Source organism: Nocardia sp. NPDC059154, from assembly GCF_042755705.1.
Classification (GTDB): Bacteria; Actinomycetota; Actinomycetes; order Mycobacteriales; family Mycobacteriaceae; genus Nocardia.
In genome coordinates this window covers 1-23,212 of the sequence record NZ_JBHZCS010000088.1, presented here as the reverse complement: position 1 = coordinate 23,212, position 23,212 = coordinate 1, and the positions used below count along the sequence as shown (strand labels likewise).

General features: G+C 63.5%; 18 protein-coding genes. 8 read left to right on the top strand and 10 right to left on the bottom strand.

Features of this window, described 5'->3' with window-relative positions; all coding sequences use genetic code 11:
* Positions 1-392: 392 nt before the first annotated feature.
* Positions 393-1,031: a TetR family transcriptional regulator gene (locus ACFXN1_RS44860; protein ID WP_379444153.1), complete on the top strand. Its 639-nt coding sequence runs from the start codon at positions 393-395 to the stop codon at positions 1,029-1,031.
* 7 nt (positions 1,032-1,038) lie between these two features.
* On the opposite strand, the gene ACFXN1_RS44855 is transcribed toward ACFXN1_RS44860, so the two are convergent.
* A complete protein-coding gene (locus tag ACFXN1_RS44855) occupies positions 1,039-2,277 on the bottom strand; it encodes an acyl-CoA dehydrogenase family protein (RefSeq protein WP_379444173.1) in 1,239 nt (412 codons plus the stop codon).
* A 67-nt stretch (positions 2,278-2,344) separates the two neighbouring features.
* On the bottom strand, positions 2,345-3,421 hold the full coding sequence (locus ACFXN1_RS44850) for a phosphotransferase family protein (protein ID WP_379444152.1): 1,077 nt from the start codon (positions 3,419-3,421) through the stop codon (positions 2,345-2,347).
* Between the two features lie 54 nt (positions 3,422-3,475).
* Between ACFXN1_RS44850 and ACFXN1_RS44845 the strand changes: the two genes are divergently transcribed.
* Positions 3,476-4,210, top strand: coding sequence for an SDR family NAD(P)-dependent oxidoreductase (locus ACFXN1_RS44845; protein WP_379444151.1), 735 nt, complete (start codon positions 3,476-3,478; stop codon positions 4,208-4,210).
* A 98-nt stretch (positions 4,211-4,308) separates the two neighbouring features.
* Positions 4,309-6,624 (top strand): ATP-binding protein, encoded by a 2,316-nt coding sequence (locus tag ACFXN1_RS44840; RefSeq protein WP_379444150.1) that lies wholly within the window; start codon positions 4,309-4,311, stop codon positions 6,622-6,624.
* A 109-nt stretch (positions 6,625-6,733) separates the two neighbouring features.
* Here ACFXN1_RS44840 and ACFXN1_RS44835 read toward each other — a convergent pair whose 3' ends face one another.
* Genes ACFXN1_RS44835 through ACFXN1_RS44825 form a run of 3 tightly spaced genes read right to left on the bottom strand, consistent with a single transcriptional unit; the run spans position 6,734 to position 9,335 of the window.
* On the bottom strand, positions 6,734-7,708 hold the full coding sequence (locus ACFXN1_RS44835) for a hypothetical protein (protein WP_379463950.1): 975 nt from the start codon (positions 7,706-7,708) through the stop codon (positions 6,734-6,736).
* 24 nt (positions 7,709-7,732) lie between these two features.
* Entirely contained in the window at positions 7,733-8,302 is a 570-nt protein-coding gene (locus ACFXN1_RS44830; protein WP_379444148.1) for a UGSC family (seleno)protein, read from the bottom strand.
* Positions 8,303-8,315: 13 nt separating this feature from the next.
* Positions 8,316-9,335, bottom strand: coding sequence for a hypothetical protein (locus tag ACFXN1_RS44825; protein ID WP_379444147.1), 1,020 nt, complete (start codon positions 9,333-9,335; stop codon positions 8,316-8,318).
* Positions 9,336-9,480: 145 nt separating this feature from the next.
* Between ACFXN1_RS44825 and trxB the strand changes: the two genes are divergently transcribed.
* From trxB to ACFXN1_RS44810, 3 genes are all read left to right on the top strand, one after another.
* The gene (gene trxB, locus ACFXN1_RS44820) at positions 9,481-10,410 is read left to right on the top strand and encodes a thioredoxin-disulfide reductase (RefSeq protein ID WP_379444146.1); all 930 of its coding nucleotides are present in this window, start codon (positions 9,481-9,483) and stop codon (positions 10,408-10,410) included.
* 84 nt (positions 10,411-10,494) lie between these two features.
* The gene (trxA, locus tag ACFXN1_RS44815) at positions 10,495-10,824 is read left to right on the top strand and encodes a thioredoxin (RefSeq protein WP_379444144.1); all 330 of its coding nucleotides are present in this window, start codon (positions 10,495-10,497) and stop codon (positions 10,822-10,824) included.
* A gap of 283 nt (positions 10,825-11,107) precedes the next feature.
* Positions 11,108-12,622, top strand: coding sequence for a flavin-containing monooxygenase (locus ACFXN1_RS44810; protein ID WP_379444143.1), 1,515 nt, complete (start codon positions 11,108-11,110; stop codon positions 12,620-12,622).
* A gap of 86 nt (positions 12,623-12,708) precedes the next feature.
* On the opposite strand, the gene ACFXN1_RS44805 is transcribed toward ACFXN1_RS44810, so the two are convergent.
* The 5 genes from ACFXN1_RS44805 to ACFXN1_RS44785 all read right to left on the bottom strand — a co-directional run bounded on the left by ACFXN1_RS44805 (position 12,709) and on the right by ACFXN1_RS44785 (position 20,397).
* Entirely contained in the window at positions 12,709-13,533 is an 825-nt protein-coding gene (locus tag ACFXN1_RS44805; RefSeq protein WP_379444216.1) for an SDR family NAD(P)-dependent oxidoreductase, read from the bottom strand.
* A gap of 131 nt (positions 13,534-13,664) precedes the next feature.
* Complete coding sequence (locus ACFXN1_RS44800; protein WP_379463948.1) at positions 13,665-14,399, bottom strand: ABC transporter ATP-binding protein; 735 nt, start codon at positions 14,397-14,399, stop codon at positions 13,665-13,667.
* 2 nt (positions 14,400-14,401) lie between these two features.
* Positions 14,402-17,203 (bottom strand): ATP-binding cassette domain-containing protein, encoded by a 2,802-nt coding sequence (locus tag ACFXN1_RS44795; protein ID WP_379444218.1) that lies wholly within the window; start codon positions 17,201-17,203, stop codon positions 14,402-14,404.
* A gap of 71 nt (positions 17,204-17,274) precedes the next feature.
* Positions 17,275-18,570, bottom strand: a complete 1,296-nt coding sequence (locus ACFXN1_RS44790; RefSeq protein WP_379444219.1) for an ABC transporter substrate-binding protein — start codon at positions 18,568-18,570, stop codon at positions 17,275-17,277.
* A gap of 282 nt (positions 18,571-18,852) precedes the next feature.
* Positions 18,853-20,397, bottom strand: a complete 1,545-nt coding sequence (locus ACFXN1_RS44785) for a long-chain fatty acid--CoA ligase (RefSeq protein WP_379444220.1) — start codon at positions 20,395-20,397, stop codon at positions 18,853-18,855.
* Positions 20,398-20,537: 140 nt separating this feature from the next.
* Here ACFXN1_RS44785 and ACFXN1_RS44780 point away from each other — a divergent pair, with 140 nt between their 5' ends.
* A complete protein-coding gene (locus ACFXN1_RS44780; RefSeq protein WP_379444221.1) occupies positions 20,538-21,689 on the top strand; it encodes a PucR family transcriptional regulator in 1,152 nt (383 codons plus the stop codon).
* 439 nt (positions 21,690-22,128) lie between these two features.
* Positions 22,129-23,212, top strand: a 1,084-nt coding sequence (locus ACFXN1_RS44775; RefSeq protein ID WP_379463946.1) for a thiolase family protein, incomplete at its 3' end; no start/stop codon positions are given.

The window sequence follows — 23,212 nt, the reverse complement described above, 5'->3', positions numbered from 1 at the left end:
GGCTTTCGATGTGATTCAGCTTACTGATGGGATGTCAGTAGTAAAGCCTAGAGTCGCCCGGATCGCAAGAGGATCGACCGTATTGGGTCACTGGGCTCAACGATGAGGTAGAACGAGTCAGTTTCGGTGAGCTACAACGGTATTCGGTGAGCGATGCAACTATGGTTCGGGATACGTGGTGATGGTCTCGTGGTCCGCGGCGGTGGGATCTCCCAAGGTATCCGTGCACTGCTCCGGCTGGTGCAGTCGCTCGGCCAGCTGTTTTCCGACGCATGCTCCTGACTTAATGTCAGCAGATGGGGTTTTTCGGGCCACTGGCACAGGCGTTCGGGGCGTGTCCTGGCGGCCTGGCTCGAGTCGCGTGGCGCGGTTGGCACTTAGACTGTTCCGTCGTGGGTGCACCTGATCAGTCGACTAACAGCGCTCCGCGTCGTCCGGGCCGGCCGCGGGGGAGTGTTGCCAGCAATACGGAGGCGACGCGCGAGCGGATCCTCGAGGTAGCGATCGGGCTGTTCGCCACGGTGGGCTATCACGCCACGAGTGTCGCGGAGATCGGGACGCGGACGGATCTGCAGCCCGGAGCGCTGTATTACCACATCAAGTCGAAGGAAGAGCTGTTGTGGGAGATCCTGCGGCGCTATACCGAAAAGGCATTGGCGGGCGCGCAACGGGTGACAGCCATGGACGTCGACCCGGTTGAGAAGCTCGGGCAGCTCATCGACGTGCACGTCGGCATCATCGCCCGGCATCGTCGTGAGGTGCTCATCCAGGTGCGCGACGCCGATGCGCTCAGCGCGGAGCACATGGCGCAGTTGCAAGAGCTACGTCAGCAGATTCAGGACTGCTGGGAAGGCGTGCTGGAAGAGGGATATCGCGCGGGTCGATTCACCCGCGCCAACCGGATCGTGGCCAACGGTCTACTGGGAATGGTGAATTCGGTGTCCCAGTGGTACCGGCCACGCCGGGGCGCCACCGCCGATGAGATCGCGCGGGAGTTCCGCGCGATGGTCATCGAAGGTCTGGCGCGCTAGGCCGCGGTTACGCCGAGGCAGTTTCGAGCAGCTCGGCGAATCGTTGCTGGGCGGCAACTCGCCGAGTCGGAATGTGCTCGGTGGGCACCTCGTTCGCCGGCGGCGTGTAGTCGCGCAGAATCAGCCGGGCGACGGTATCGCGGTGAACCTCATCGGGGCCGTCGTAGAGTCGAGCTGCACGGGCGTAGCGGTACATGGCCTCGAGCGGAAGGTCCGTGGAGAAGCCGAGCGACCCGTGGACCTGAATCGCGCGATCGATCACATCGTGGAGGACCTTGGCACCGAAGTACTTGATGTAGGCGATCTCCTTACGGGCGGCCTTCGCGCCCTGCTGGTCGATTACCCAGGCCGCATGCAGGGTCATCAGCTTGGCGGCCTGCATCTCCGCGGCAGAGTCTGCGATCCAGTTGCGGACGGTCTGCTTCTCGGCCAGCACACCGCCGTGCGCGTACCGATAGGTCGCTCGCTCGCACATCATGTCGAACGCGCGCCTGGCCTGGCCCATCCATCGCATGCAGTGGTGGATTCGGCCCGGACCCAGACGTTTCTGAGCGATGGCGAAGCCGTCGCCGGGACCGCCCAGGATCGCGTCTGCAGACACGCGGACGTTGTCGAGGATTACCTCCGCATGGGTGCCGTACTCGTCCAGACCGACTCGCCCGTGTTCGAGTGTCGCGATGTTGCGGACGATGTTCAGGCCGGGGGTGCCGGCCGGGACGATGAACTGCGATGCGCGACGGTGTTTTTCGGCCTCAGGGTCGGTCACCGCCATCACGATCATGAAATCGGCGATCGACGCATTGCTGATGAACCACTTGTGGCCGTTGAGGATCCAGTCGTCACCGTCGCGGACCGCGGTCGTCGACAGCCTCGTCGGATCAGCGCCGGCATTGTTGGGCTCGGTCAGAGCGAACGCCGAGCAGTACTCTCCAGCCAGGAGCGGATCGAGCCAGCGTTGCTTCTGTTCGGGAGTTCCGACAGCAGCGAGGATCTCGCTGTTTCCGGAATCGGGTGCCTGGTTGCCGAACACCAGCGGCGCATAGAGGGTCGCACCGATGGTCTCGTTCATCAGGCCGAGTTTGACCTGCCCATAACCCTGTCCACCCAGCTCTGGGCCGAGATGAGCCGCCCAGAGTCCCTGGGCCTTAACCTCGCGCTGTAGCGGGGCGATGGCCTTGCGCAGCTGCGGCCAGTCCAGATCGACCAGCTCGAGCGGATAGACCTCCGACTTCACGAAGTCGGCCATCCAGTCGAGCTTCTTCTGGAATTCGGCGTCGGCGAAGAGTTCCGATACCACTAGTGGTGTCCTTCCATCAAAGGATGAGATTGCCCGAAGCGAGAGCTCGGGCGCGGGCGAAAAGACGCAGCGTGAGGCTGTGCAGATAGTCGCCAACAGCTTTCGGTGCCGCTCCGGAGCATGCCCGGGCATAGGTGCCCTCCAGGACGATGCCGAGTTTGAACGACGCAAGGATCGTGTACCAGGTGATCGCCGACAGGTCGCGCTCGGAGCGAGCGGCATAGCGTTCGATCAGCTCCCGTGGGGTAGCCAGGCCACCCGCCTTGGCCATGGGACTGTCGATAATCGGCGTCCGGTCGTCCGGGTGCGGCCATGTCGCGAGCATCCAGCCGAGATCGAGCAGCGGGTCGCCGATCGTGCACATCTCCCAGTCGACGATGGCCGCGACCTCAGCGCGGTCGGGGTGGAACATCACGTTGGCGAGGTGGTAGTCGCCATGCATGATGCCAGGCTGCCAGCTCGCTGGGCGATTGTGATCGAGCCAGTCGGCGACCTCGTCCACGCCGATGATCTCGGAACCGCTGTACCCGGAAAGCTTTGTATACGAGGACAATTCATTGAGCCAACGAGGTACCTGGCGTTCGAGGAAGCCCTCCGGTCGCCCGAAATCCTCCAGCCCGACGGCCTTGTAGTCGATGGACCCGAGCTCTGCGAGTGCGTCGACCATGGCCAGGCCCATGTCATGACGCAACGCTGGATCCGTTGCATACGCCGGCGGAAGGTCGGTCATTGCATTGAAGCCATCGATGGGTTCCATCAGATAGAACACCGAGTCGCCGAGGACGGCCTCATCCGGGCAACTCGCGATCAGGCGGGGATGCGGGACCGGGCTGTCGGCCAATGCATCGAGCACGCGAACCTCGCGCCGCAACGCTTCATTGGTAGCCGGGCGCACATGGCGGGGACCCCTTCGGAAGACGAAGTGTCGGTCGGCCCGAACGAAGCTGAGCATGACGTTCTGCGTCCCGCCGCCGATCGGTTCCACATCACGGATCGGCCCGGTTCCCAGATTCTGGGTATCCATCCAGGACTCGAGGACATGCTGGTCGACGCCGTGATCCTGTCTTGACTGCTGTGGCACGAGCCGTATCATAACCTCGTAATGTATTGAGTGTCCACTCTATTAAATTGGAGAGCGTCAGTGAGCATGGATGGACAGGTCGTCGTGGTGACCGGCGGTAGCCGCGGTATGGGCAAGGAGATGGTGACCGCGTTCGCCCAGCGCGGCGCACATGTGGTGATCGCCAGCCGCAAGGTGGAGAACTGCGAGGTCTTGGCCGAGAAGATCGCTTCGGAATATGGAGTCCGGGCTCTGCCTGTGCGGTGCAATGTCAGTAGCTGGTCGGACTGCGATGAGCTCGTGGACAAGGTCTACGACGAGTTCGGCCGGGTCGACGTGCTGGTCAACAACGCTGGTTTGTCCCCGCTTTATCCCAGCCTTGACCAGGTCAGTGAAGCGATGTTCGACAAAGTGATCGGCATCAACCTCAAGGGACCGTTCCGCCTGGCCGTCGCGATCGGCACGCGAATGGCCGCCGCAGGTGGCGGTTCGATCATCAACATCAGTTCGGTCGCCGCGATCCGTCCCGATCCGCACTCGTTGCCGTACGCTGCAGCCAAGGCTGGTCTCAATGCGTTGACCGAGGGTTTGGCGCAGGCCCTCGGCCCTTCGGTGCGGGTCAACGGCATTCAATGTGGGGCGTTCCTTACCGACGTTTCGACGGCGTGGACGCCTGAGATTCGCGAGCAGCTCGGCGACGCGGTGGCGTTGGGGCGCTGCGGCGAGCCTGAAGAGGTGCTCGGTGCGGTGCTCTATTTCGCGACCAGCGCCTCGTCGTTCAGCACCGGCGCCATCCTGCGTCTCGACGGGGGAATGCGCTGAGCCCGTCTTCCCTGACCGAGGGGTGAATCCGTTGATAAACTGACTCTATGTCAGTAAGGTGTTGGCTACCTGAACGCAAAGAGAGTTGACGCAGTCATATGGTCTCGCGAGCATACGGTCTCCCCGTCGACATCGACCGGTTCGTCGGCCGTCGGAATGAGCTGACCGAGATCAAGCGGTTGCTGTCGGGTACTCGGTTGCTCACCTTGACCGGCGTCGGCGGTGTCGGGAAAACGAGGCTCGCATTACGGGTCGCGCGTGATCTGCGCCGAACATTTCGCGATGAAGTCAGGCTTGTGGAGCTGGCCGGTCTCAGGGATCCCGAGTTGCTCGCTGACACGATCGCGGCGGGCCTCGGGTTGCGAGACCAGTCGGTGCGATGGTGTGGCAGTGCGCTGGTCGACCATATTCAGGACCAGGCGATGTTATTGGTCCTGGACAATTGCGAGCACCTGACCGATGCCTGCGCTGCGCTTGTTGACGAACTGCTGCGCAACTGCGCCGAGTTGCGTGTACTGGCCACAAGCCGGGAGCCCTTGGAGCTCAACGGCGAGAGCGTGTTCACCGTGTCCGCGTTGCCGGTCCCCGATCCCGACGCCGCGACGGTGCCCACTCAGCTGATCCAGTACGACGGTGTGAGTTTCTTCCTTGATCGCGCGGCCGCTGCACTGCCAGGCTTCGCGATCACGGAGGAAAACCACTCGTCGATTGCCCGGCTGTGTCACCGGCTCGACGGTCTACCGCTGGCGATGGAACTTGCCGCTGTCCGGCTGCGCGTCCTGTCGGTCGACGAGATGCTGGCACGATTGGACGATCGGTTCCGGCTGCTCGGAACCGGTAGCCGGAACGTGGCCGAACGCCAGCAGACGCTGCGGTCGTGCATGGACTGGAGTTTCGAACTCTGCACGCCCGCCGAGCAACGAATGTGGCGGCGGCTCGCCGTATTTCGCGGCAGTTTCGATCTCGATGCGGCGGAGCGGATCTGCGCTGCCGACGACATGGTGGGCGACGACATCTTCGATATCGTCGCTTCCCTGGTGAGTAAGTCGATTCTGCAACGTGAGGCGACGACCGCACGCAGCGGCTACCGCATGTTGGAAACGGTGCGGCAGTACGGGGAGTGGAAGCTTCGAGACGCGTTGGAGGAGGAAGTATTTCGCCGGCGCCATCGAGACTGGTACTTCGATCTGGTGAGCCAGCTCGCCGACGATTGGATCAGTCCGCGACAGGCCGAATGGCTGGTGCGGTTGCGTCGCAATCATGCGAATCTCCGGGCGGCACTCGAGTTCTGTGCGGTCAGCTCGGAGGACGCGACGATCGGGCTGCGCATCATGGTCGGATCGGAGCCGTATTGGGAAGCGTTCGGTCTCCTGCCGGAAGCGCGGCACTGGTTGAGCCGCCTGCTATCGCTCACCGAGTCCGCGAGCCCGGAGAGGTGCAGAGCGCTACGGCTCGATGCATGGTTCGCGATGATGCAGGGAGACCTGACCGCTGCCGGTGAGCAGCTTGCCGCCGCAGAGAAACTGACACCCGAACTGGACGACACATCAGCAATAACCTATGTGCGCCAGACAGTGGGCATGATGGACACCCTGCGGGGGGAAGAGGTCGCCGGGATCTCGCAACTCGAGGATGCACTGGCGCAGTTCCGATCGACCGGCGACACCGCGGGGGAGGTATCGACTCTGCTGTTGCTCGGTATGAGCGCGGAGTTCTTCGGCGAGAAGGAAGATGCCGTCGAATGGCTCGATTCTTGCCGGGCCATCACCGAAGGCCGGGGCGAGACGCACTGGCGCGCTTATGCACTGTGGATGCTGGGGATCCACCAATTGTGGGCTGGTCGTGTGGGCGACGCGGAAGTGCTGGAAGCGGAGGCCCTCACCGTAAGCGGCGAGAATGATCTGGCGGCCATCGGGCGCTCCATCGAGGCGCTTGCACTGATCGCCGCCCGCCAATACCAGCACGAACGGTCGGTGGAACTACTGGCTGCCGCGGACCGAATCTTCAGCGAGATTGGACTCTCCACAACCATTCTGCCCGCTCTGCACGCCTACCGCGCGGAGGTCGGTGCTGTTTTGCGAACAGCATTGGGGGAGAGGAACTTTCGAAGTCGTTATGACAGGGGTTCGGCGTTGGCGCTACGCGAGGTACTCGATCTCGCGCTGGAGGCGGCGTCGGCGCCGCGCCCCACAGGCGTAGAAATAGCCAAGCGGCCTACCTCCCTCACCGTGCGTGAGATGCAGATCGCGGAGTTGGTCGCAGACGGTCGTAGTAACCGTGAGATCGCAGGTGATCTGGTGATTTCCAAGCGTACGGCGGAGGGCCACGTCGAAAGAATCCTGAGCAAGCTGGGCTTCTCCAACAGGGCCCAGATCGCTGCCTGGGTTATCGAGCACCACGCGCAGCCAACATAGGTCCGACCGTCTCGTCAAGCTGTTATAGCCGTTTCGCTGGGGGTTCCTCCAACGCCAACTGCTCCCGGGCTGTAAGCCAAGGAGCAGTCGGCGAAACAGACTGAAGTCGTTACTTCGTTCCGGCAGGTTCGAGTATCGCCGCACCGAACGCGAACGGCGTACTGGCACCGAGGGCGAGGGGCACGGTGGCGCCTTCGGTGTCGAGAAGCTTCCTCAGTCCGATCCCGATATCTGCGGATCCGACATGTCCTGCGTCCTCGCCGGTGACGATCACGTGCTCCATCGGAATCCCCGCTGCCTCGGCGATCACGGGAGTGAAGTTGGGTGATACCTGATTACAGACAAGCCGCTCCGCGACAGTCGTGGTGCTCTTCTGCGCCGTCGTGAACGCATCCTGATATCCGTTCACGTACACCGCACGAACCTCCGACAGAGGAATCGGTGCGAAGCGGCGATAGTTCGTGGCACCCGCGGGCAGCACGGGATTACGGGTGCCGCCGTACTCGACGCGCAGGATGCCGGCGAACTCGGCGTGGCTGGAAAAGCCGGTGGAGGCCAAATTCCACAGTGCCGGCGACCCAGTGCCGACACCGACGATGATCGCGCTGCCGCCATCACCGTAGCCCCACAGGTTCTGGGCCGAGTTGTCCGAGCGGTCGACGGTGTCGCTGAGACGCTCCCCGCTGACGATCGCTGCGTAACCACCGCCGGAAGCGGCGAGCCAGCCCTGCATCAGGGACAACGACCACAACGTGGCCAGGCATCCGCAGTTGATATCGAGGGGCATGCAGGTACTGGGCGCGCCGTGCTGACGCATCACCTCGGTCGACAGCGACCACGAACCGAGATACTCGCGCGACATACCCGTGGAGACAACGATTTTGAGCTCCGATGCGGGTATGCCCGCATCACGGAGTGCGACCTCGAGCGCTCGCGAGGCGAGCGTGGCGGGATGATCTTCTTCGCCGCCGACCCGGACCTGAGGCCAGCCGGTGTATGTTGTGACATCGCCACCGGCGGCCGCGGCCAGATCACGGACGGACAGTGCTGCGGGCAGGTCCAGGCCAACCGCGTGGATCGCCAAGGGGTCCATATGTATTGAGCTCCCTCACTGATTGAAGATTGCTTGGACAGCGTCGGCGAGCGCCTCGGAGCGGGCGTGTAGCTCCGCTGCTCCGACGTTCTGCATCGGATGATCGAGGACGACCAGCGGAATGGGTTTGTCGGTCTCGTAATATGTTGCGATTCGATCCATCTGGGACTCGAACGGCTTCGTCAGGATGGCGAACGCCGCCGCGCCCTGCTGCTGCAGCAGAATCGAGTCGCGCACGCTGGCCGCCGAGCAGCTCCCACAATCGGAGATACCGCAGAAGATCAGCCCGCCCTTGGATACCAGCTCGGCGAGTTCCGCGTCGCCGAGGGTGACGGACGCATTCAGCTTGAGCTTGATCTCTTCGCGAACGGGAATCCCACGCTGGCGCAGAATCGCCTGTGCGCCACGGAGAATGGCGACCGAGTTGGGCTTGTGGTTGTCCACGAAAACGATCTCGCGATTCTCCGGTGTGGTGCTGACCTTGATCGCGGGTGGTTTGGGCCGCGGGATGGGGTCCACCAGGAACTCGCAACTGACATCGCCGCAGCTGACGACGCGTTCGCTGGGTTTGACGAAGGTGCTCACGTTGCGATTCCTCTCAGTTGGACTGGTCGACGGGCTGGGAGACGACGTGGACATTTCCGGTCCAACGGGGGATCACAGCGGAGAACTTGCCGCCTTCTTTGCCGCATTCGATGAAGGACAGCTGGTTCTCTGTGCGGAAGGGCGCCCGCATCGAGCCAGGGACGACCTGCCAGAACTCCGGTGGATCGTGGGGTATCCGGCCCACCCGGGCCAGATCATCGGTCGGCCGCACCGCGTGCTCGAAGACGAAGCGCCGAGCCTCATCCCGTGTGAACTCTGATTCCACCAATGCCATGTGGTCGGGTGCGATGGCAATGAGATAGCCGCTGGATTGGTAGTAGTGGGCGGTCGAGCCGTAGTGGGCGATCGCATCGGCAATCGTACGAAGGATCTGCTCACCGGTGTCCGCATAGTGGTTGTTGACGCTGATGGGTCCTTCGGTCGCCATGATCGTCGCCGCGGACGACTCCGCGGGCAGTCCGAACTGGGTGTGGAAGCTCGGCCACGACGTCACCGGGTGCTCAGCGATGCAGAAGGACAGGCGACCGGGGTGCCCGACGGTCCCATGCGCCTGCAGGACGCCACCAGCACGCCCGCAGAACAAGCGAACAAGCTGGGCGAACCGGCCGATTGTCGCGTTGACTCGATTGTTTGCTCCCAGGGCGTTCGCTTCGTGCTCGAACCCGAGTTCGTCGACAATCGGCCCGCTGGCGATTACCGTCGTGGAGACGCCGCCGGTGGTCACCTCGCACCCGCTGATATTGAGCAGCGGGTCGACCAGTGCTAGTCCGGTCGCTCTCAAGAATCGGCCGTATTCGGGTTTGCAGCCGGCCATCACCGCTGCGGCGGCCAGATGCTCGCCGCGGATCTCGAGGTGCTGATCCTCGATGGTTCCGACTACCTCGGTGGCGGACCACCCGCACGCTTCGAGCATCGCGTCGACCAGCGTTCCGTAGGGCGGGACAACCGGTAGACCGTCGGACCATCCAGCCTCGAAGCAACGCTCGATGTCCTCGTACACATCCAAACTCATGCCGGCCACGCTACCGTCAAAAAGTCAGTAAGAATAGAGTGAAAACCAGGACGGAACTGACACTTGATCAGTACCGTAAGGTGCGGATCGGTATGCCGATTCGCGTACGCAACACGGCCTGACCTGGCCGGAGTGGGAGGTATAGGTGCCTGTAGAAGCAATCCGGAACGTCATCATCGTGGGCTCCGGCCCGGCCGGCTATACGGCCGCGGTGTACACCGCGCGTGCGCAACTCGAACCCCTTGTCTTCGAAGGTTCGCAGGCGGGCGGGGCGTTGATGACTACCACCGAGGTGGAGAACTTCCCGGGTTTCGAGGAAGGCATCCTGGGCCCGGATCTGATGGCCGGAATGCGCGCGCAGGCGCAGCGCTTCGGCGCTGAACTCGTCGCAGCCGACGTGGACCAGCTGGATCTCGAGGGCGCGATCAAGTACGTCACGGTGAACGGCGAACGATATGCCGCGCGTGCCGTGATCCTCGCGATGGGTGCTGCCCCAAGATATCTCGATGTTCCTGGGGAACAGCGGCTCCTCGGACGTGGGGTGTCCTCATGTGCGACCTGCGACGGGTTCTTCTTCCGAGACCAGGACATCGCTGTGGTCGGCGGCGGTGACTCGGCGATGGAGGAGGCCGAGTTCCTGACTCGGTTCGCACGCAGTGTGACCGTCGTTCACCGGCGAGAGGAACTGCGAGCGTCCAAGATCATGCTCGACCGAGCGCGTGCGAACGACAAGATTCGGTGGAAGCTGAACGCGCAGGTCACTGAGGTGCAGGGTGACGATGCGGTACGCAGCGTGCTGCTGAAGGACGTGTCGACCGGCCTCGAGTCGAGCCTGGAGGTGACCGGACTGTTCGTCGCGGTCGGCCATGACCCGCGCTCGAATCTCGTACGCGGCCAAGTCGAGGTGGATGGCGCAGGGTATGTGGTTGCGCGCGGGCGTACATCACGAACGAATCTGGCCGGCGTGTTCGCCTGTGGCGACCTCGTCGACCACACCTATCGGCAGGCGATCACCGCGGCCGGCTCCGGTTGTACAGCGGCGCTCGATACAGAGCGCTGGCTGTCTGAAGTCTGAGGCCGAGTTCGCCCGCAGCGCGGAACTGCCGGTCCCGGGTCGAGCCCCTGATTCAAGCAAGAGATCGAGAACGAAAGAGAAAAGATGTCCAACTCGACTATCACATTGACCGCGGCGAACTTCGCCGATGAGGTTCTGGCCAATGGACGGACCATCCTGGTCGACTTCTGGGCACCGTGGTGTGGGCCGTGCAAGACGATCGCGCCGGTGCTGGAGGAGATCGCGGCCGAGCATGCCGACAAGCTGCTGGTCGGGAAACTCGATGTCGATGAGTTTCCTGATATCGCACGAGACCACCGAGTGATGTCGGTTCCGGTCATGATCTTGTTCCGTGACGGAGAGCCGGTGAAGCAGATCGTGGGTGCGAAGGCGAAATCCGCTCTGCTGTCCGAACTTTCGGACGTTCTGGCCTGATCGAGCCGGGTCGGTGGATGGGGCATTCGTTGTCATCCACCGACCGAATGCTCATGCCCTTGTGTCGACGTGCAGCCTTCTGGGGGAGATACGGCCGCCGTTTGACCATGTGACAGTAGTCGAGGCTGATGTGGGGCATCAGCGCAGGGATTTCCCGTTGCATTACTGACATTTAGACAGTAAAGTCCTGTGACGCAGCTCATGAAGAGCAGCGCACTGTGACTGCCCACATGTTCGGGGGGAGGGTCGGTCGCAGGGGTACACCGGAGGAAGAGGTATCGAGGTGGAGCACACGCTGGAACACAGCGAACACCTGGCAGACGCAAATCCCACCGACATCGAAGCGGTCATCGTTGGCGGCGGAATGTCGGGAATCCGTACGGCGATCGAGCTCAAGCGCAAAGGCGTGCGGTTCATCCTGCTGGAACGGTCGGACGGGCTCGGAGGCGTCTGGAACCACAATCGCTATCCCGGCATCGGTTGCGACGTGCCGTCGCCGACCTATCAGTACGGAATCGCGCTGAACGATTGGTCGCGTTTGTTCGCGCCCGGGCAGGAGATTCGCGAGTACCTGGAACGGGTCGCTGTCGAGAATGACATCGTGCGCCATGTCCGGTTCGGGACAGAACTCATCGATTCCGTGTGGTCCGACAGCGAGAAGAAATGGCTGTGCGAGACGGACAAGGGTTCGATCCGTGCGCAATTTCTGATTGTTGCCACCGGTCAGAACGACCGGGCGTCCATCCCGTACATCCCCGGCGCGGACAAGTTCGAAGGGGACATCTTCCATTCCCACGATTGGCCGGCCGACTTCGACGCGGAAGGGAAGCGGATTGCGGTCGTCGGTACGGGCGCATCGGCTATTCAATTCGTGCCGGAAATCCAGCCTCAGGCTGAACAGCTCGTAGTCCTGCAGCGTACGCCTCCGTGGATTGTTGCGAAGCCTGACGTAGTGCACGAGCCGCGTAGCAAGTGGCGTGCCCATCTGCGACAGAGGGTCCTGCGTACATTTATCTGGGCACTGCTGGAAGTCGTAGTTCTTACCGTCAAGTACCCGCGTCTCGCGGCACTTCCCGAACGCGCCGCACGCAAGCATCTGGAACAGTCGGTCGCAGATCCGGAACTGCGTAAGGTGCTGACGCCCGACTACAAGGCCGGATGCAAGCGGCTCCTGCTGTCGAATGCCTGGTATCCAGCGATTTCGGCCTCCAATGTCGATTATGTACCGTCGGCACTGAGCGAGATTCGCGAGAATTCGGTGATCACGGCAACTGGCCGTGAGTTCGAGGTGGACGCGATCATCTGGGGCACCGGATTCAACTTCGGATCACCGGTTTTCGACCGTATCCGCGACCGGAACGGTCGACTCCTCGCCGAACGGTTCGAAGAAATGCCTCGGACCTACCGCGCGACCACGGTCGTCGACTGCCCTAATTTCTTCCTCGTTGGCGGCGTCCACTCCGGCACTGCTTCGGTCTTCATCGGTTGCGAAGCGCAGGCTCGATACGTCGGATCGGCGATCCAGACCATGCAGCGACGGGGTATCGACACGGTCGAACCCAAGCCTGCCGTGGAACAAACCTGGATGGACCGCAGGGATGCCTACCTGTCGGGATTTGTCTTCACTACCGGGTGCAACACCTACTACCTGAACGAGAAGGGCCACAACCTGGCGATGTGGCCGGGGCAGCCGCTGGGCATGGTGCGGAAGCTGCGGAAGTTCGACATCAAGAACTATCAAGTGACCGCAAAATCGGATGTGTTCCGGTCGGAAGAAGCCTTGCGAGCAGCGCACTAGCAGGACACACACACTGAAAATCAGCCACGGCCGAGCGCTCTACGCTCGGCCGTGGCTGATTTTATCCGCGGTATCGCCGGATTCTTCTATGGTTGTTGTTGTCCGTCGGGAGTTGCCCCAATTGCGGCGGTCAGGCGCAGCAGGAGGCTACGAGGCGCGTGCTGGCCGCCGAGCGCGCCGAGGCGGTTCATCGTTCCCGGCACCACGACTCGTTTGCGTGCTTCGAGGCCCTCGATGCCGGCCTCGGCCACCTCGTCCGGAGTCATCCACAAAAAGTCCGGCAGTAGCGATGCGACAGCCGAGGCAGTTGGGCCCGATTCGCTCCAGAGCTCGGTCTTTACCGGTCCGGGGCAGAGGGCTGTGGCCGACACACCGGTGCCGGCCAGATCGATGTGAAGCGACTCGGTGAACGACAGCACAAAGGCATTGGCCGCTGCATAGGTTGCGTTGTTCGCGAGTGGCTGGAAGCCCGTCGTCGAGGAGACGTTGAGTATCGCGCCCCGGCCTCGGGTGAGCATTCCCGGAAGAAACCGACCGGTGAGCGCCACCGCAGTTTCAACCTTGACACGCACGATGGCCAGCTGCAGTTCGAGGTCGGCATCCTGGAAGCGGCCGGTCGAACCGAGGCCCGCATTGTTCACGAGCACATCGATGTCGAAACCCATTGCGTCGATGGCATGCTGGAGCTGCTCTGGTGCAGACCGATCAGCAAGATCGCAGGGAACCGGCTCGGCGCGGACCGAGAATTCGGCAGTCAGCTTGTCCGCGAGAGCGCGGAGGCGATCGCCGCGCCGGGCGGTCAGGACGATGTTGTAACCACGCCGAGCGAGCGCAGTTGCTATTGAGAGGCCGAGACCAGAGGAGGCGCCACTCACGAGTGCCGCCCCTCGTTCGCTGGGAGCTGGGAGCATGGTTGAAGCTTACTGACTACTGGTCAGTTATGCTCGATGATGTCTTGTGACGATGTCCACTGGCTGGGCTAGCGAGTCCGTTTGACAGTGGAACGAAAGAGCTTGTCTCGGTGGTGAAGTCGGCTATCTGGTCAGCGGACGATCTTGCTGCCTCTCGGTTTGTCGTCGGTCGGTGCTGCCGCGGCTAAGTAGGTCGCCTGGATTTCGTCGAGGCTCGACCGTGCTTCGGCCGCACTTCCGGAGAATTCGATTCGGCCCTGGTGCAGCAAGTAAACGCGGTCGGCGATATCGAGAACGCGGTGCACATGCTGTTCGACCAGCAGCGCGCCGATGCCGTGCAGGTCGGCGCCGGCGCGGACCGCGGTCAGGAGGCTACCTACTGTTTTGGGTGCGAGACCAAGTGACAGCTCATCGGCCAACAGCAGCTTCGTGCCACGTGTGAGCGCGCGGCTGAGGGAGAGCATCTGCTGCTCGCCGCCGGACAGCAGGCCCGCTCGCCGGGGCAACAGTGGTAGAAGTTCCGGGAAAATAGTTGTGGCAGCGGCGATATCCGCCCGGCCCACGGTCAGGTTCTGTCGGGTCGTGAGATTCGAGAAAGTTGATCGCTCCTCGGTCACGAAAGCCATTCCGCGGCGGGCGCGCTTGTGCAATGGTGCCTTGGTTTGGTGGCCGTCGATCAGGACGCTGCCATCGATTGGTTTCAGTTCCCCGGCGACGGTGAGCAAAGTGGTGGTCTTGCCGGCGCCATTCGCGCCCAGCAAGGCCACCACTTCGCCGGGGTGGACTGTGATGTCGATTTTGCGGACCACGTCGACACCACCGTATCCACAGCAGAGTCCCCGTGTCTCGAGCAAGGGTGTGGTCATGGTCAAAGCCTCGCTTCGGTTCGTTCGTCGTTGTCAGCCTCGGAGGCGTGGATCGGATCGGTCTGGGGTGGCTGGGCATCGTCGCCGAGGTACGCCGCGATCGCGGCTTCGTTGGCCCGCACCTGGTCCGGGTTGCCTTCGCAGACATGTTTTCCAAAGTTCATCACCGTGATGCGGTCGCAGGTGTTCATGACGAATCCCATATCGTGCTCGATCACGAGAATCGCCATACCCCAGGTGTCCGCCAGACGGCGCACCAGGACGGCGAATTCCGCAGACTCGTGTTCACTGAGTCCGGCCACCGGCTCGTCGAGCAGCAGGACCGACGGCTGTGCAGCGACGGCACGTGCGATCGCGACGAGACGTCGTTCCCCGTAGGAGATTTCATCCGGGAGTTTGTGCAGGATCGGGGCAAGGCCGAAGTCCTGCACGGCCGCGAGAGTGACCGGCGGCAGAACCATCTTCCGTGGGCGGAGGAGTTCGGACGCGGCCCAGAGGGTCCCGTCGGCGTCGTTGGGAACCTGGAGGTTTTCCAGAATTGTGAGTTCGGGGAAGAGCTCCAGACCTTGGAATGAGCGAACCAGACCCGCGCGTGCGCGCCGATGGGGCGACCACTGATCGATCCGGCGATCGTCGAGCCGAACGTGCCCCTGGCAGGAGGCGAATCCGGACACCGCATCCATCAATGAGGTCTTGCCTGCGCCGTTCGGGCCGATGAGGCCGACGATCTCGCCAGGAGCGACGTCGATACTGATCGAATCGACGGCCAGGACCGCGCCGTAGCGGACGGTCAGGTCCTGGATTCGGAGGCGCTGCGGTACAACGCGTTTCGGCTCCACCGTAGCTGTCGGCACAGTGACTTCGTTTCCCTGCTTGCGCCAGGGCAGCCGCCGTCCGAACTTCGCTGTGTACCTGCTGAGACCGCGGGTGATCCCATACGTAATCCCGTTCTGGTTGAAACGGACGGCCAGCAGCACTCCGACGCCGCCGATCAGCGCGAGCCAGTCGCCGAAACCATGCCAGTGCAGCCCGATCAGAGAGAGTAGCGCGCCGGGAGCGAGAATTGCGCCGATCACGGCACCCAGGACGAAGCCGACAGCGCCGATGACCACCCAAGCGACGGCCAAGAGCGATGTGAACGCGTCCAACGTGACGAAACTTGTGCTCTCGTATTGGAATGCGGCCAGGGTGCCTGCTAATCCTGCGATTGCGCCCGACACCGCGAAGGCGAGCAGCTTGGTACGAAATATCGCGACACCTGACGCTGCCGCGGCGCGCTCATTGGAACGAACCGCGATCATTCGCCGCCCGAACCGGCTTCGCCGTAGATTCGCGACCAATACGCCGACCAGCGCAAAAACCACGAGTGTGAACGCCGCGTAGCGTGCGGGATGAGTAGAACCGCTGATCTCCCAGCCGAACAACTGTGCGCGACCGACGGCGATGCCCGCGGCGTCACCCGATGCGCGCGGGTTGGCGAACACCATGTCGTGGATGGCCCACGCCGCGGCCAACGTGATCACCGCGAGGTTGACACCCCGCAGACGCAGTGCCGGCACCGCGATCAACAGTCCGGCAGCCGTGGCTCCCAACATCCCGATCACGAGCGCGGGTGCGAGGCCGAGTTCGTATTTCAATGCCAACCGAGCGGCGATGAGCCCGCCGATACCCGCCAAAGCATACTGCGCCAGCGAAATCTGGCCGGCATACCCCATCAGCACGACCAGGGACAGCAGCAGTGTCGCGACGGTGAAGGTGACGGCGACTGCCGCCAGCGTCGTGGGGTTCGAAGAACTGAAGATCGCAATCAAGCCGACAGCGATCGCGATCACTGTTGCAGGCCAATGGATTCGACCGGTTCCGATCGCCGGTAGTCGCTCGCCGATGTGACCGCGTAGGGGCAGCGACGAGCCGCGGACGATCATCACCAGGAGCACGACGAGTACAGGGAACGCGTCAGAGGCCATAGTGATGTGAAGCCGCTGCTCGAAGAAGTCGTTGTAGTTCAGCGCGACGGTCTGGGCGATCCCGACGAACATGCCGCTGGCGAAAGTTGCCGGGAACGACTGAAATCCGCCCAGAAGCAAAGCCGCGAGCACCGGGATGACAAGCAGGCTCAGGCCGCCCACGGAAACCTGGGTGATCGGAGTGAGCAGGATCCCTGCGGCTGCCGCGAGTCCAGCACCAGCGGACCACGTTGCCGACGAAACGAACCCGGGCGAAATGCCGAGTGCAGCCGCGCCCCGCTCGTTCTGTGAAACAGCCGCTGTGACCCAGCCGATTCGCGTGAATCGCCACATGGCCGCCAGCAGCGTTGTCGCCACCGCAGCGATCACGACCATCCAGACATAGCTGGAGGGGAGCGTGATGGTTGAACTCAGCTGCCAGATGTCGGTCGGCAGAATCGCGGGAACGAAGGGCGGGGACCCTCCCCAGATCTTGCTGGCCGCCGCGATGAGCACCAATAGCACCCCGACGGTGGCGATGAGCCGCGCGAGCGGTGAAGCATTTCGCATCCCCCGCAGCAACAGCTGGTCGGTAGCCAAACCGATTGCCGCGGTGGCGAGTACAGCCACAGCGAAGGACGGTAGGACCGGCCAGCCCTGCTGCGCCGAAAACGAGGTCCCCATACTGCCGGGGACATGGAGTTGCAGGTACAGGTATGCGCCGAACATCGCGAATCCGCCGTGCGCGATGTTCAGTACACCGGAACCCCGATAGATCAGGACAATGCCCTGTCCTAGCAGCGTATAGATGGCGCCGAGCCCGATGCCCAGCAGTGCGTATTGGATGACGTTGGTCATGCTGGCTTCCTTCGATGAGCCAGGGCCGCCCGTTCGATCACGTACGGCCCTGATCCGATCCTGCGAACTGGTTACGGCACGAGCTGGTCGCCGTGGACCGGGGCGATATCGGAGACCCGAGTGAATGCCTGCTTCGCCGGATCCCACTTCTTCAGGAAGGACTGGGTGTTGAAGAGCCTGGTGTAGCGCGAGTCGGGGTTCGGCTTCGAGAAGTCCACGGGAGGAAGGAGCGCTCCATCGCCGTCACCGAGCTTCACGGTGGTCTGGTTCAAAGCCGCCAGGAAATTGGCGCGACCGAGCACGCCGTCCACATTCGCGGCACCCTGCTGAATCGCCTGTGCTCCGATCCAGCCCTGAAGAACCAGTTCGGTGTTGTTCTGGGCGTCCAGACTCGCTGCCTTGTCGCCGCTCTTCGTCTCGGCGTCCGCCTGGCGGCGGAAGCTGTCGAGAAGCGGGATTCCAGGCCAGGACACATCCGGGACGAACGCGGCGGCGTAGAAGTCCTTGGCCTGCTGGCCGAGTCCGACGAGCACCTGATTCGGAATGAGGCCGTCGATGACACACGTCGGCCGGGTTTTGCCCAGGCGTGCGGCGGCGGCCAGCCAGGCCCCGACGTTCTGGGGTGAGGCTGTGAGAATCGTTGCGTCGGATCCCTTTTCGCCGACCTGTGAGACGAACGGTGTCACATCGGTGGTCGTGATCGGGAAGGTCACGCTACCGACTGCGCTCAGCCCGGCCTTCTTTGCTGCCGCGATGCCGTCGTTGGCCACGTCGACAGGCGCCGGAAGATCGACGGTCGCGAAGCCCAGCTTGTCGACCTTCGCGGCACGGGCAGTCATGACCGCGCAGGCCGCGGCACCGAAATTGGTGGTGCCGAGGGGGAAGTTGATCGGATTCACGTAATCCGAAGGCGTGTTGGCAATCCCGCCAACGGCCGGCAGTCCCGCGTTCTGCAGCGTCGTTGTGACCTGCTGAGTCGCCAGGAAGACCTGTGGTGCGGCCACGGCGATCGCGATCGGATCGTCGGCTGCCTGCTGCGCGCACTGGATCTCGCCCTGCGGTGTGGTTTGAGTGTCGCATTCCTTGACCTCGACACGCTGGTGGTTCTTGCCGATTCCGCCGTGGTCGTTCAGGTATCGGAACGCAACCTTGACCCCGGCGGCGACCTGGGGCGTTCCAGCCACCCCGGTCGTGCCCGCGATGGTCCACACATCGACAGTCGGCCCCGTGGCTGGGGATACCGGCGTCGTATCCTCGGGCAGGGCTGTTTTGTCGGTATGCGACGAGCACGCACCGAGCGCGGCCGTCACTCCCAGGGCCATCGCGCAGGAAATGGCGCGGCGGGTCAGCAACTTGGGTGTGAACACTGATCTTTCCTTCCGATGCTTCAGATCACGTTCGAACAGCGTGGCGACGCTCAGTGATCAGCAACACGGGAGAAATACCTGTGCCATACCTGCATGTCTCGGCGGCACGCCTCGGAGCAGGGGAAACGTCCTGTGCTGTAGCGAATTGCGACATTCCGCGCGGCCGGTTTTCCCTACCTTCGAAAGATCGGACGGTGGGTCCGACGACCTGCGTGGCAGCCTGAATTCGATCAGCCCGATCTGAGGATTGGCTCGGCCTGAGCCGGCAGCGCGCTCGGCACCTCAGTTCACCTGTCGTCCTTCGGCATGCCAGTGCTTCTCACGGAGGGTGCGCTTGAGGATCTTGCCTGTGCTGGAAACCGGTAGGGCGTCCACTATTTCGATGCTTCGCGGTGCTTTGTACCCTGCGATGCGGCTCTTGGTGTGCTCGCGGATCTCGTCGAAGGTGACGGTTTGATCGGGATGGCAGACGATGACGACGTGGACGCGTTCGCCCCAGTCCGGATCCGGGATGCCGATGGCAGCACAGGCGGCGACGGCCGGGTGGGCGGCCACGGCGTTCTCTACCTCGGCGGAGTACACGTTCTCGCCGCCGGAGACGATCATGTCCTTGAGTCGGTCGACGATGTAGACGTAGCCCGCGTCGTCCATGTAAGCGCCGTCGCCGGTGTGCATCCAGCCATCGCGGACCGCGTCAGCGGTTTCCGCAGGCTTGTTCCAGTAGCCGAGCATGACGTGTCCACCTCGGACGACGACCTCGCCGACCGTGCCGCGTGGCACTTCCGAATCGGTGGCATCGACGATACGGATCTCGCAATGCGGCATCGCCCTTCCCGCGGACCGCAACCGCCCGGCGAGGTGTTCCGCGGGCCCGAGGAGGGTCGCGGTCGGGGACAATTCGGTCATGCCGTAACCCTGGGTGAATCCGGCGTTCGTGAAGACCTTCATGGCGCGCTCCAACACAGCCTGCGAGATCGGAGAGCCGCCGTACATGAGCTGCTCCACACTCGACAGGTCGTAATTCGTGACATCCGGATGCTCGACGAGCATTTGCAGCATCACCGGCACCAGACCGGTGGAAGTCACCCGGTGGGCTTGGATGGCGCCCATCGCCGCCACGGGATCGAAGCTCGGAATGATGACGTGGGTCCCCCCGATCAGCAACTGCCCCAACCAGCTCACCAGGTCGGCGAGATGGAACATGGGTGCGGAGTGCAGAAAGGTACCGGCGGGCCGGAAGAGATAGCCGGAGGCGGCCCCGCCCAATGCCGAGGTCGTGAGGTTGGCATGGCTGAGCATCACGCCTTTGGGGAACCCGGTGGTGCCGCCGGTATAGAACAGGCCAGCGAGTTTGTCGCCGCCACGACGGGCGTCGGGAATCGGGTCCGACTGTGCCACAAGACTCTCGTAGGACTGCAGACCGTCGGGGGCGGGGCCGTCGCCGCAATGGATCACGGTCTCGAGGCCGTCGTACGCGGCTCGGATGGCAGGCAGCATTGCCGTAAAGGTGTCGTCCATGAGCAATACCCGCGTGGACGAGTCCTGCAGCGAATAGGCGATTTCCGCGGGGCTCCAACGAGTATTGACCGGGTTGAGCACCGCGTTCGCCCACGGCACCGCCAGGAGGTACTCGTGGTAGCGGTCGGAGTTGAGTGCAAGCATGGCCACCCGGTCGTCGTCGCCGACGCCGAGTTCGCGCAGTGCGCTCGCAAGGCGCGCCACCCGGTCGAGGCTTTCGCAGTTGGTACGGGTGCGGCCCCCGTGGATCGTGATGATGCCGTCCGGGTGCTGTTGTGCGGAACGGTGCAGGCCCTGAGTCAAATACATGGGGGTCCTCGTCGAACATCGGTGGTCAAGGTGTGCCGAGTATCGCGGCCACCCTGTGACCTGGGCCATGGAAAACGTGTCGAAGCGCACCCGCGGGATTTGTCAGTTTTCATAAAGCGGCTGCACAGGGGCCGATCGATATGACGAAGTCCCAGCGCCCAACCACGGCAAAAAGGCGCCTGCTGGCGCGTGCCGAACGCGAAGCGGCCCAACTGACGGATCGGATCGTGGCTCGGGCGCGCACAGAGATGCCCGGCTATGGCGCGCTGTCAGCGACCGCCATCGGGCGTGATACGCGCGGACTCGTAGACCGTTTGTTTGCTGCCCTCCGCGAGGAGCGGCCACTCACCGACGACGATGTCCGAGCGCTCCGGGAATATGGGGAAACGCGTGCCCGGCAGGGTGTTTCGCTGGTGGACGTCCAGAATGGTTGTCGTATCGCGGTCCGGGAGGTCCTTGACGTCCTCGCTGCCGCAGCCGGCTCTGGACGCCTCGCCGACCGTAACTTGCTGGCGGTGACACGGGACCTGCTCGATATCGCCGACCAGGCCACCATGGCCTTCTCTGGGGGCCACCGCGAGGTGGAACTCGAGTTGGCGAGGCAGGACCAGCAGGAGCGCGTGGAATTCGTGCGTGGGTTGCTGCTCGGTCTGCTCGGTCCCGCCGACATTCGGGTCGACGCTCAGCGCTTCGGACTCGAACTCGACGCCGACTATCGTGCCGTCCGCGTCGGCGCCGGCGACAGTGTCGCCACTGCCGAGCTGCGCAGGGTGCTCGGGGGCGTGCCGGCCCGTGGCCTGACTGCCGTGGTGGACGGCAACATTGCCGGATTTGTTACCGCCTCAGCGGTTTTCGACGCTGGAATCGACGGCGTGATCGGCATCGGCTCCGCGGTGCGGTTGGATCACTTGCCGCGCTCGTTCCGGCTTGCCGGCCGCATGCTATCCACCGCTGTTGTTTACGGCGTGCGCGGGATCGCCGATCTGGACCGGCTCGGATTGTTGCCCATGGTGACGGTAGATCCGGATTTCGGAAGTGAACTGGCCCGCCGGTTTCTCGATCCGCTCGCCGACGGCGACATGGCGCGGTCCCTGGTGGACACCGTTGAGTGCTACCTCGAATCCGGAATGCGGATCGATGCCACCGCAGCACGCCTTGTCGTGCACCCGAATACGGTCCGCTATCGCATCTCCCGGTTCGAACAGCAGACCGGCGCTGATCTGCGGGCCGCGCATGTGTCGGCCCAGGTGTGGTGGGCCATCCAGCACCGTCGAGCAGATGGAAGTGGTTGACTTGCTATGAAAAAGCCTGTGTGCCAACGACTCCCGTCTTGCCTGTGCCGCCAGTCAACCTGACTCGCGACGGGCCTCAGTGGCGGCATTGTCGCCTGAAGAGTAACCCTTGTGCCTATCTGTCCCGCCGCGGCGACCGCATGCGCGTACAGATATCCAGCGGCGCGTTTCTCAGGACAACCGCAATTCCGGTACCGGCGAACCCCGGCTGACGGCGACTCGCGCGCTGCCTGCACTCCAGCAGGTTTTCCACGACCCGGACCCGACCACGCCCGCCCGCCATCGTCCTGCGCGCACGGACCCGCTAGTAGGGCCTCTCCTGTAGCAGGTTGCGACATCCCATGGGGCTTTTTTCTTCCTAGATTCGAAAGAACGGATTTCTGGCTGCCCGGCTATGCGGAGCCGGAGTCCAACGAATCGAAATGGAGAGGTGGCCACAATGAGGTCGGCAGTCATCGTCGACATTGTTCGTACGGCGTCAGGTCGGGGTAAGCCCGGAGGCGCGCTGTCGGGCGTGCACCCGGTCCGGCTCCTCGCGGACACGTTGCAGGCACTGGTTGAGCGCACAGGCATCGACCCGGCCGAGATCGACGATGTGATCGCCGGTTGTGTGCAGCAGGTGGGCGAGCAGACGAACAACATCGCGCGCAGCGCCGTGCTCGCCGCTGGCTGGCCGGAGTCGGTTCCGGGCACCACGGTCGATCGGCAGTGTGGTTCCAGCCAGCAGGCCGCTCACTTTGCCGCGCAGGGCGTCATGTCGGGTGCCTACGACATCGTGGTGGCGTGCGGCGTCGAGTCGATGAGCCGACTGCCGATGGGAACCGCCTCGATCGGGCAGGACCCGATCGAACCGCTGGCGGAGCGCTATCCCGACGGCCTCATCAACCAGGGCGTGGCCGCTGAGCTGATCGCCGGCCGATGGAAGCTCGACCGCGAGACTCTCGACGCTTACGCGGCGCAGTCGCACCAGCGCGCAGCCGCGGTCGCCGCGGCCGGAGGGTTCGCCAACGAGATCGTGCCGATCACGGTCGACGGGCAGGTGCACGACCAGGACCAGACCCTCCGGGCGAGCACCACCGCCGAGGGCCTGGCCGGACTGAAGCCGTCCTTCGTCAACGAGGCGCTTTCCGCGCGGTTCCCCGAAATCGCCTGGAGCATCACTCCGGGTAACTCGTCGCCGCTCACCGACGCCGCGTCGGCCGTGCTCATCATGAGCGAGGAGCGCGCCGCGAAACTCGGCCTGCGTCCCCGCGCGCGTTTCCACGAGTTCGCTGTCGCCGGTGACGATCCGCTGATCATGCTGACCGGCGTTATCCCCGCCACCCGGAAGGTGCTTGCGCGCGCTGGGATGTCGATCGATGACATCGGAGCGTACGAGGTCAACGAGGCTTTCGCGCCAGTGCCGCTGGCCTGGCAGCACGATTTGCAGGCCGACCCCGAGAAGCTCAACCCACGCGGCGGCGCGATCGCGCTGGGGCACGCGCTCGGCGCGTCCGGCGTGCGTCTGCTGGCCACCTTGGTGA

Excerpts from the sequence above, each read along its gene's own strand:
- ACFXN1_RS44840 (WP_379444150.1), top strand. The coding sequence starts at position 4,309 with ATGGTCTCGCGAGCATACGGTCTCCCCGTCGACATCGACCGGTTCGTC.
- ACFXN1_RS44825 (WP_379444147.1), bottom strand. The coding sequence starts at position 9,335 with ATGAGTTTGGATGTGTACGAGGACATCGAGCGTTGCTTCGAGGCTGGA.
- ACFXN1_RS44850 (WP_379444152.1), bottom strand. The coding sequence starts at position 3,421 with ATGATACGGCTCGTGCCACAGCAGTCAAGACAGGATCACGGCGTCGAC.
- trxA (WP_379444144.1), top strand. The coding sequence starts at position 10,495 with ATGTCCAACTCGACTATCACATTGACCGCGGCGAACTTCGCCGATGAG.
- ACFXN1_RS44780 (WP_379444221.1), top strand. The coding sequence starts at position 20,538 with ATGACGAAGTCCCAGCGCCCAACCACGGCAAAAAGGCGCCTGCTGGCG.
- ACFXN1_RS44855 (WP_379444173.1), bottom strand. The coding sequence starts at position 2,277 with ATGGCCGACTTCGTGAAGTCGGAGGTCTATCCGCTCGAGCTGGTCGAT.
- ACFXN1_RS44845 (WP_379444151.1), top strand. The coding sequence starts at position 3,476 with ATGGATGGACAGGTCGTCGTGGTGACCGGCGGTAGCCGCGGTATGGGC.
- ACFXN1_RS44785 (WP_379444220.1), bottom strand. The coding sequence starts at position 20,397 with ATGTATTTGACTCAGGGCCTGCACCGTTCCGCACAACAGCACCCGGAC.
- ACFXN1_RS44800 (WP_379463948.1), bottom strand. The coding sequence starts at position 14,399 with ATGACCACACCCTTGCTCGAGACACGGGGACTCTGCTGTGGATACGGT.
- ACFXN1_RS44795 (WP_379444218.1), bottom strand. The coding sequence starts at position 17,203 with ATGACCAACGTCATCCAATACGCACTGCTGGGCATCGGGCTCGGCGCC.
- ACFXN1_RS44805 (WP_379444216.1), bottom strand. The coding sequence starts at position 13,533 with ATGCTCCCAGCTCCCAGCGAACGAGGGGCGGCACTCGTGAGTGGCGCC.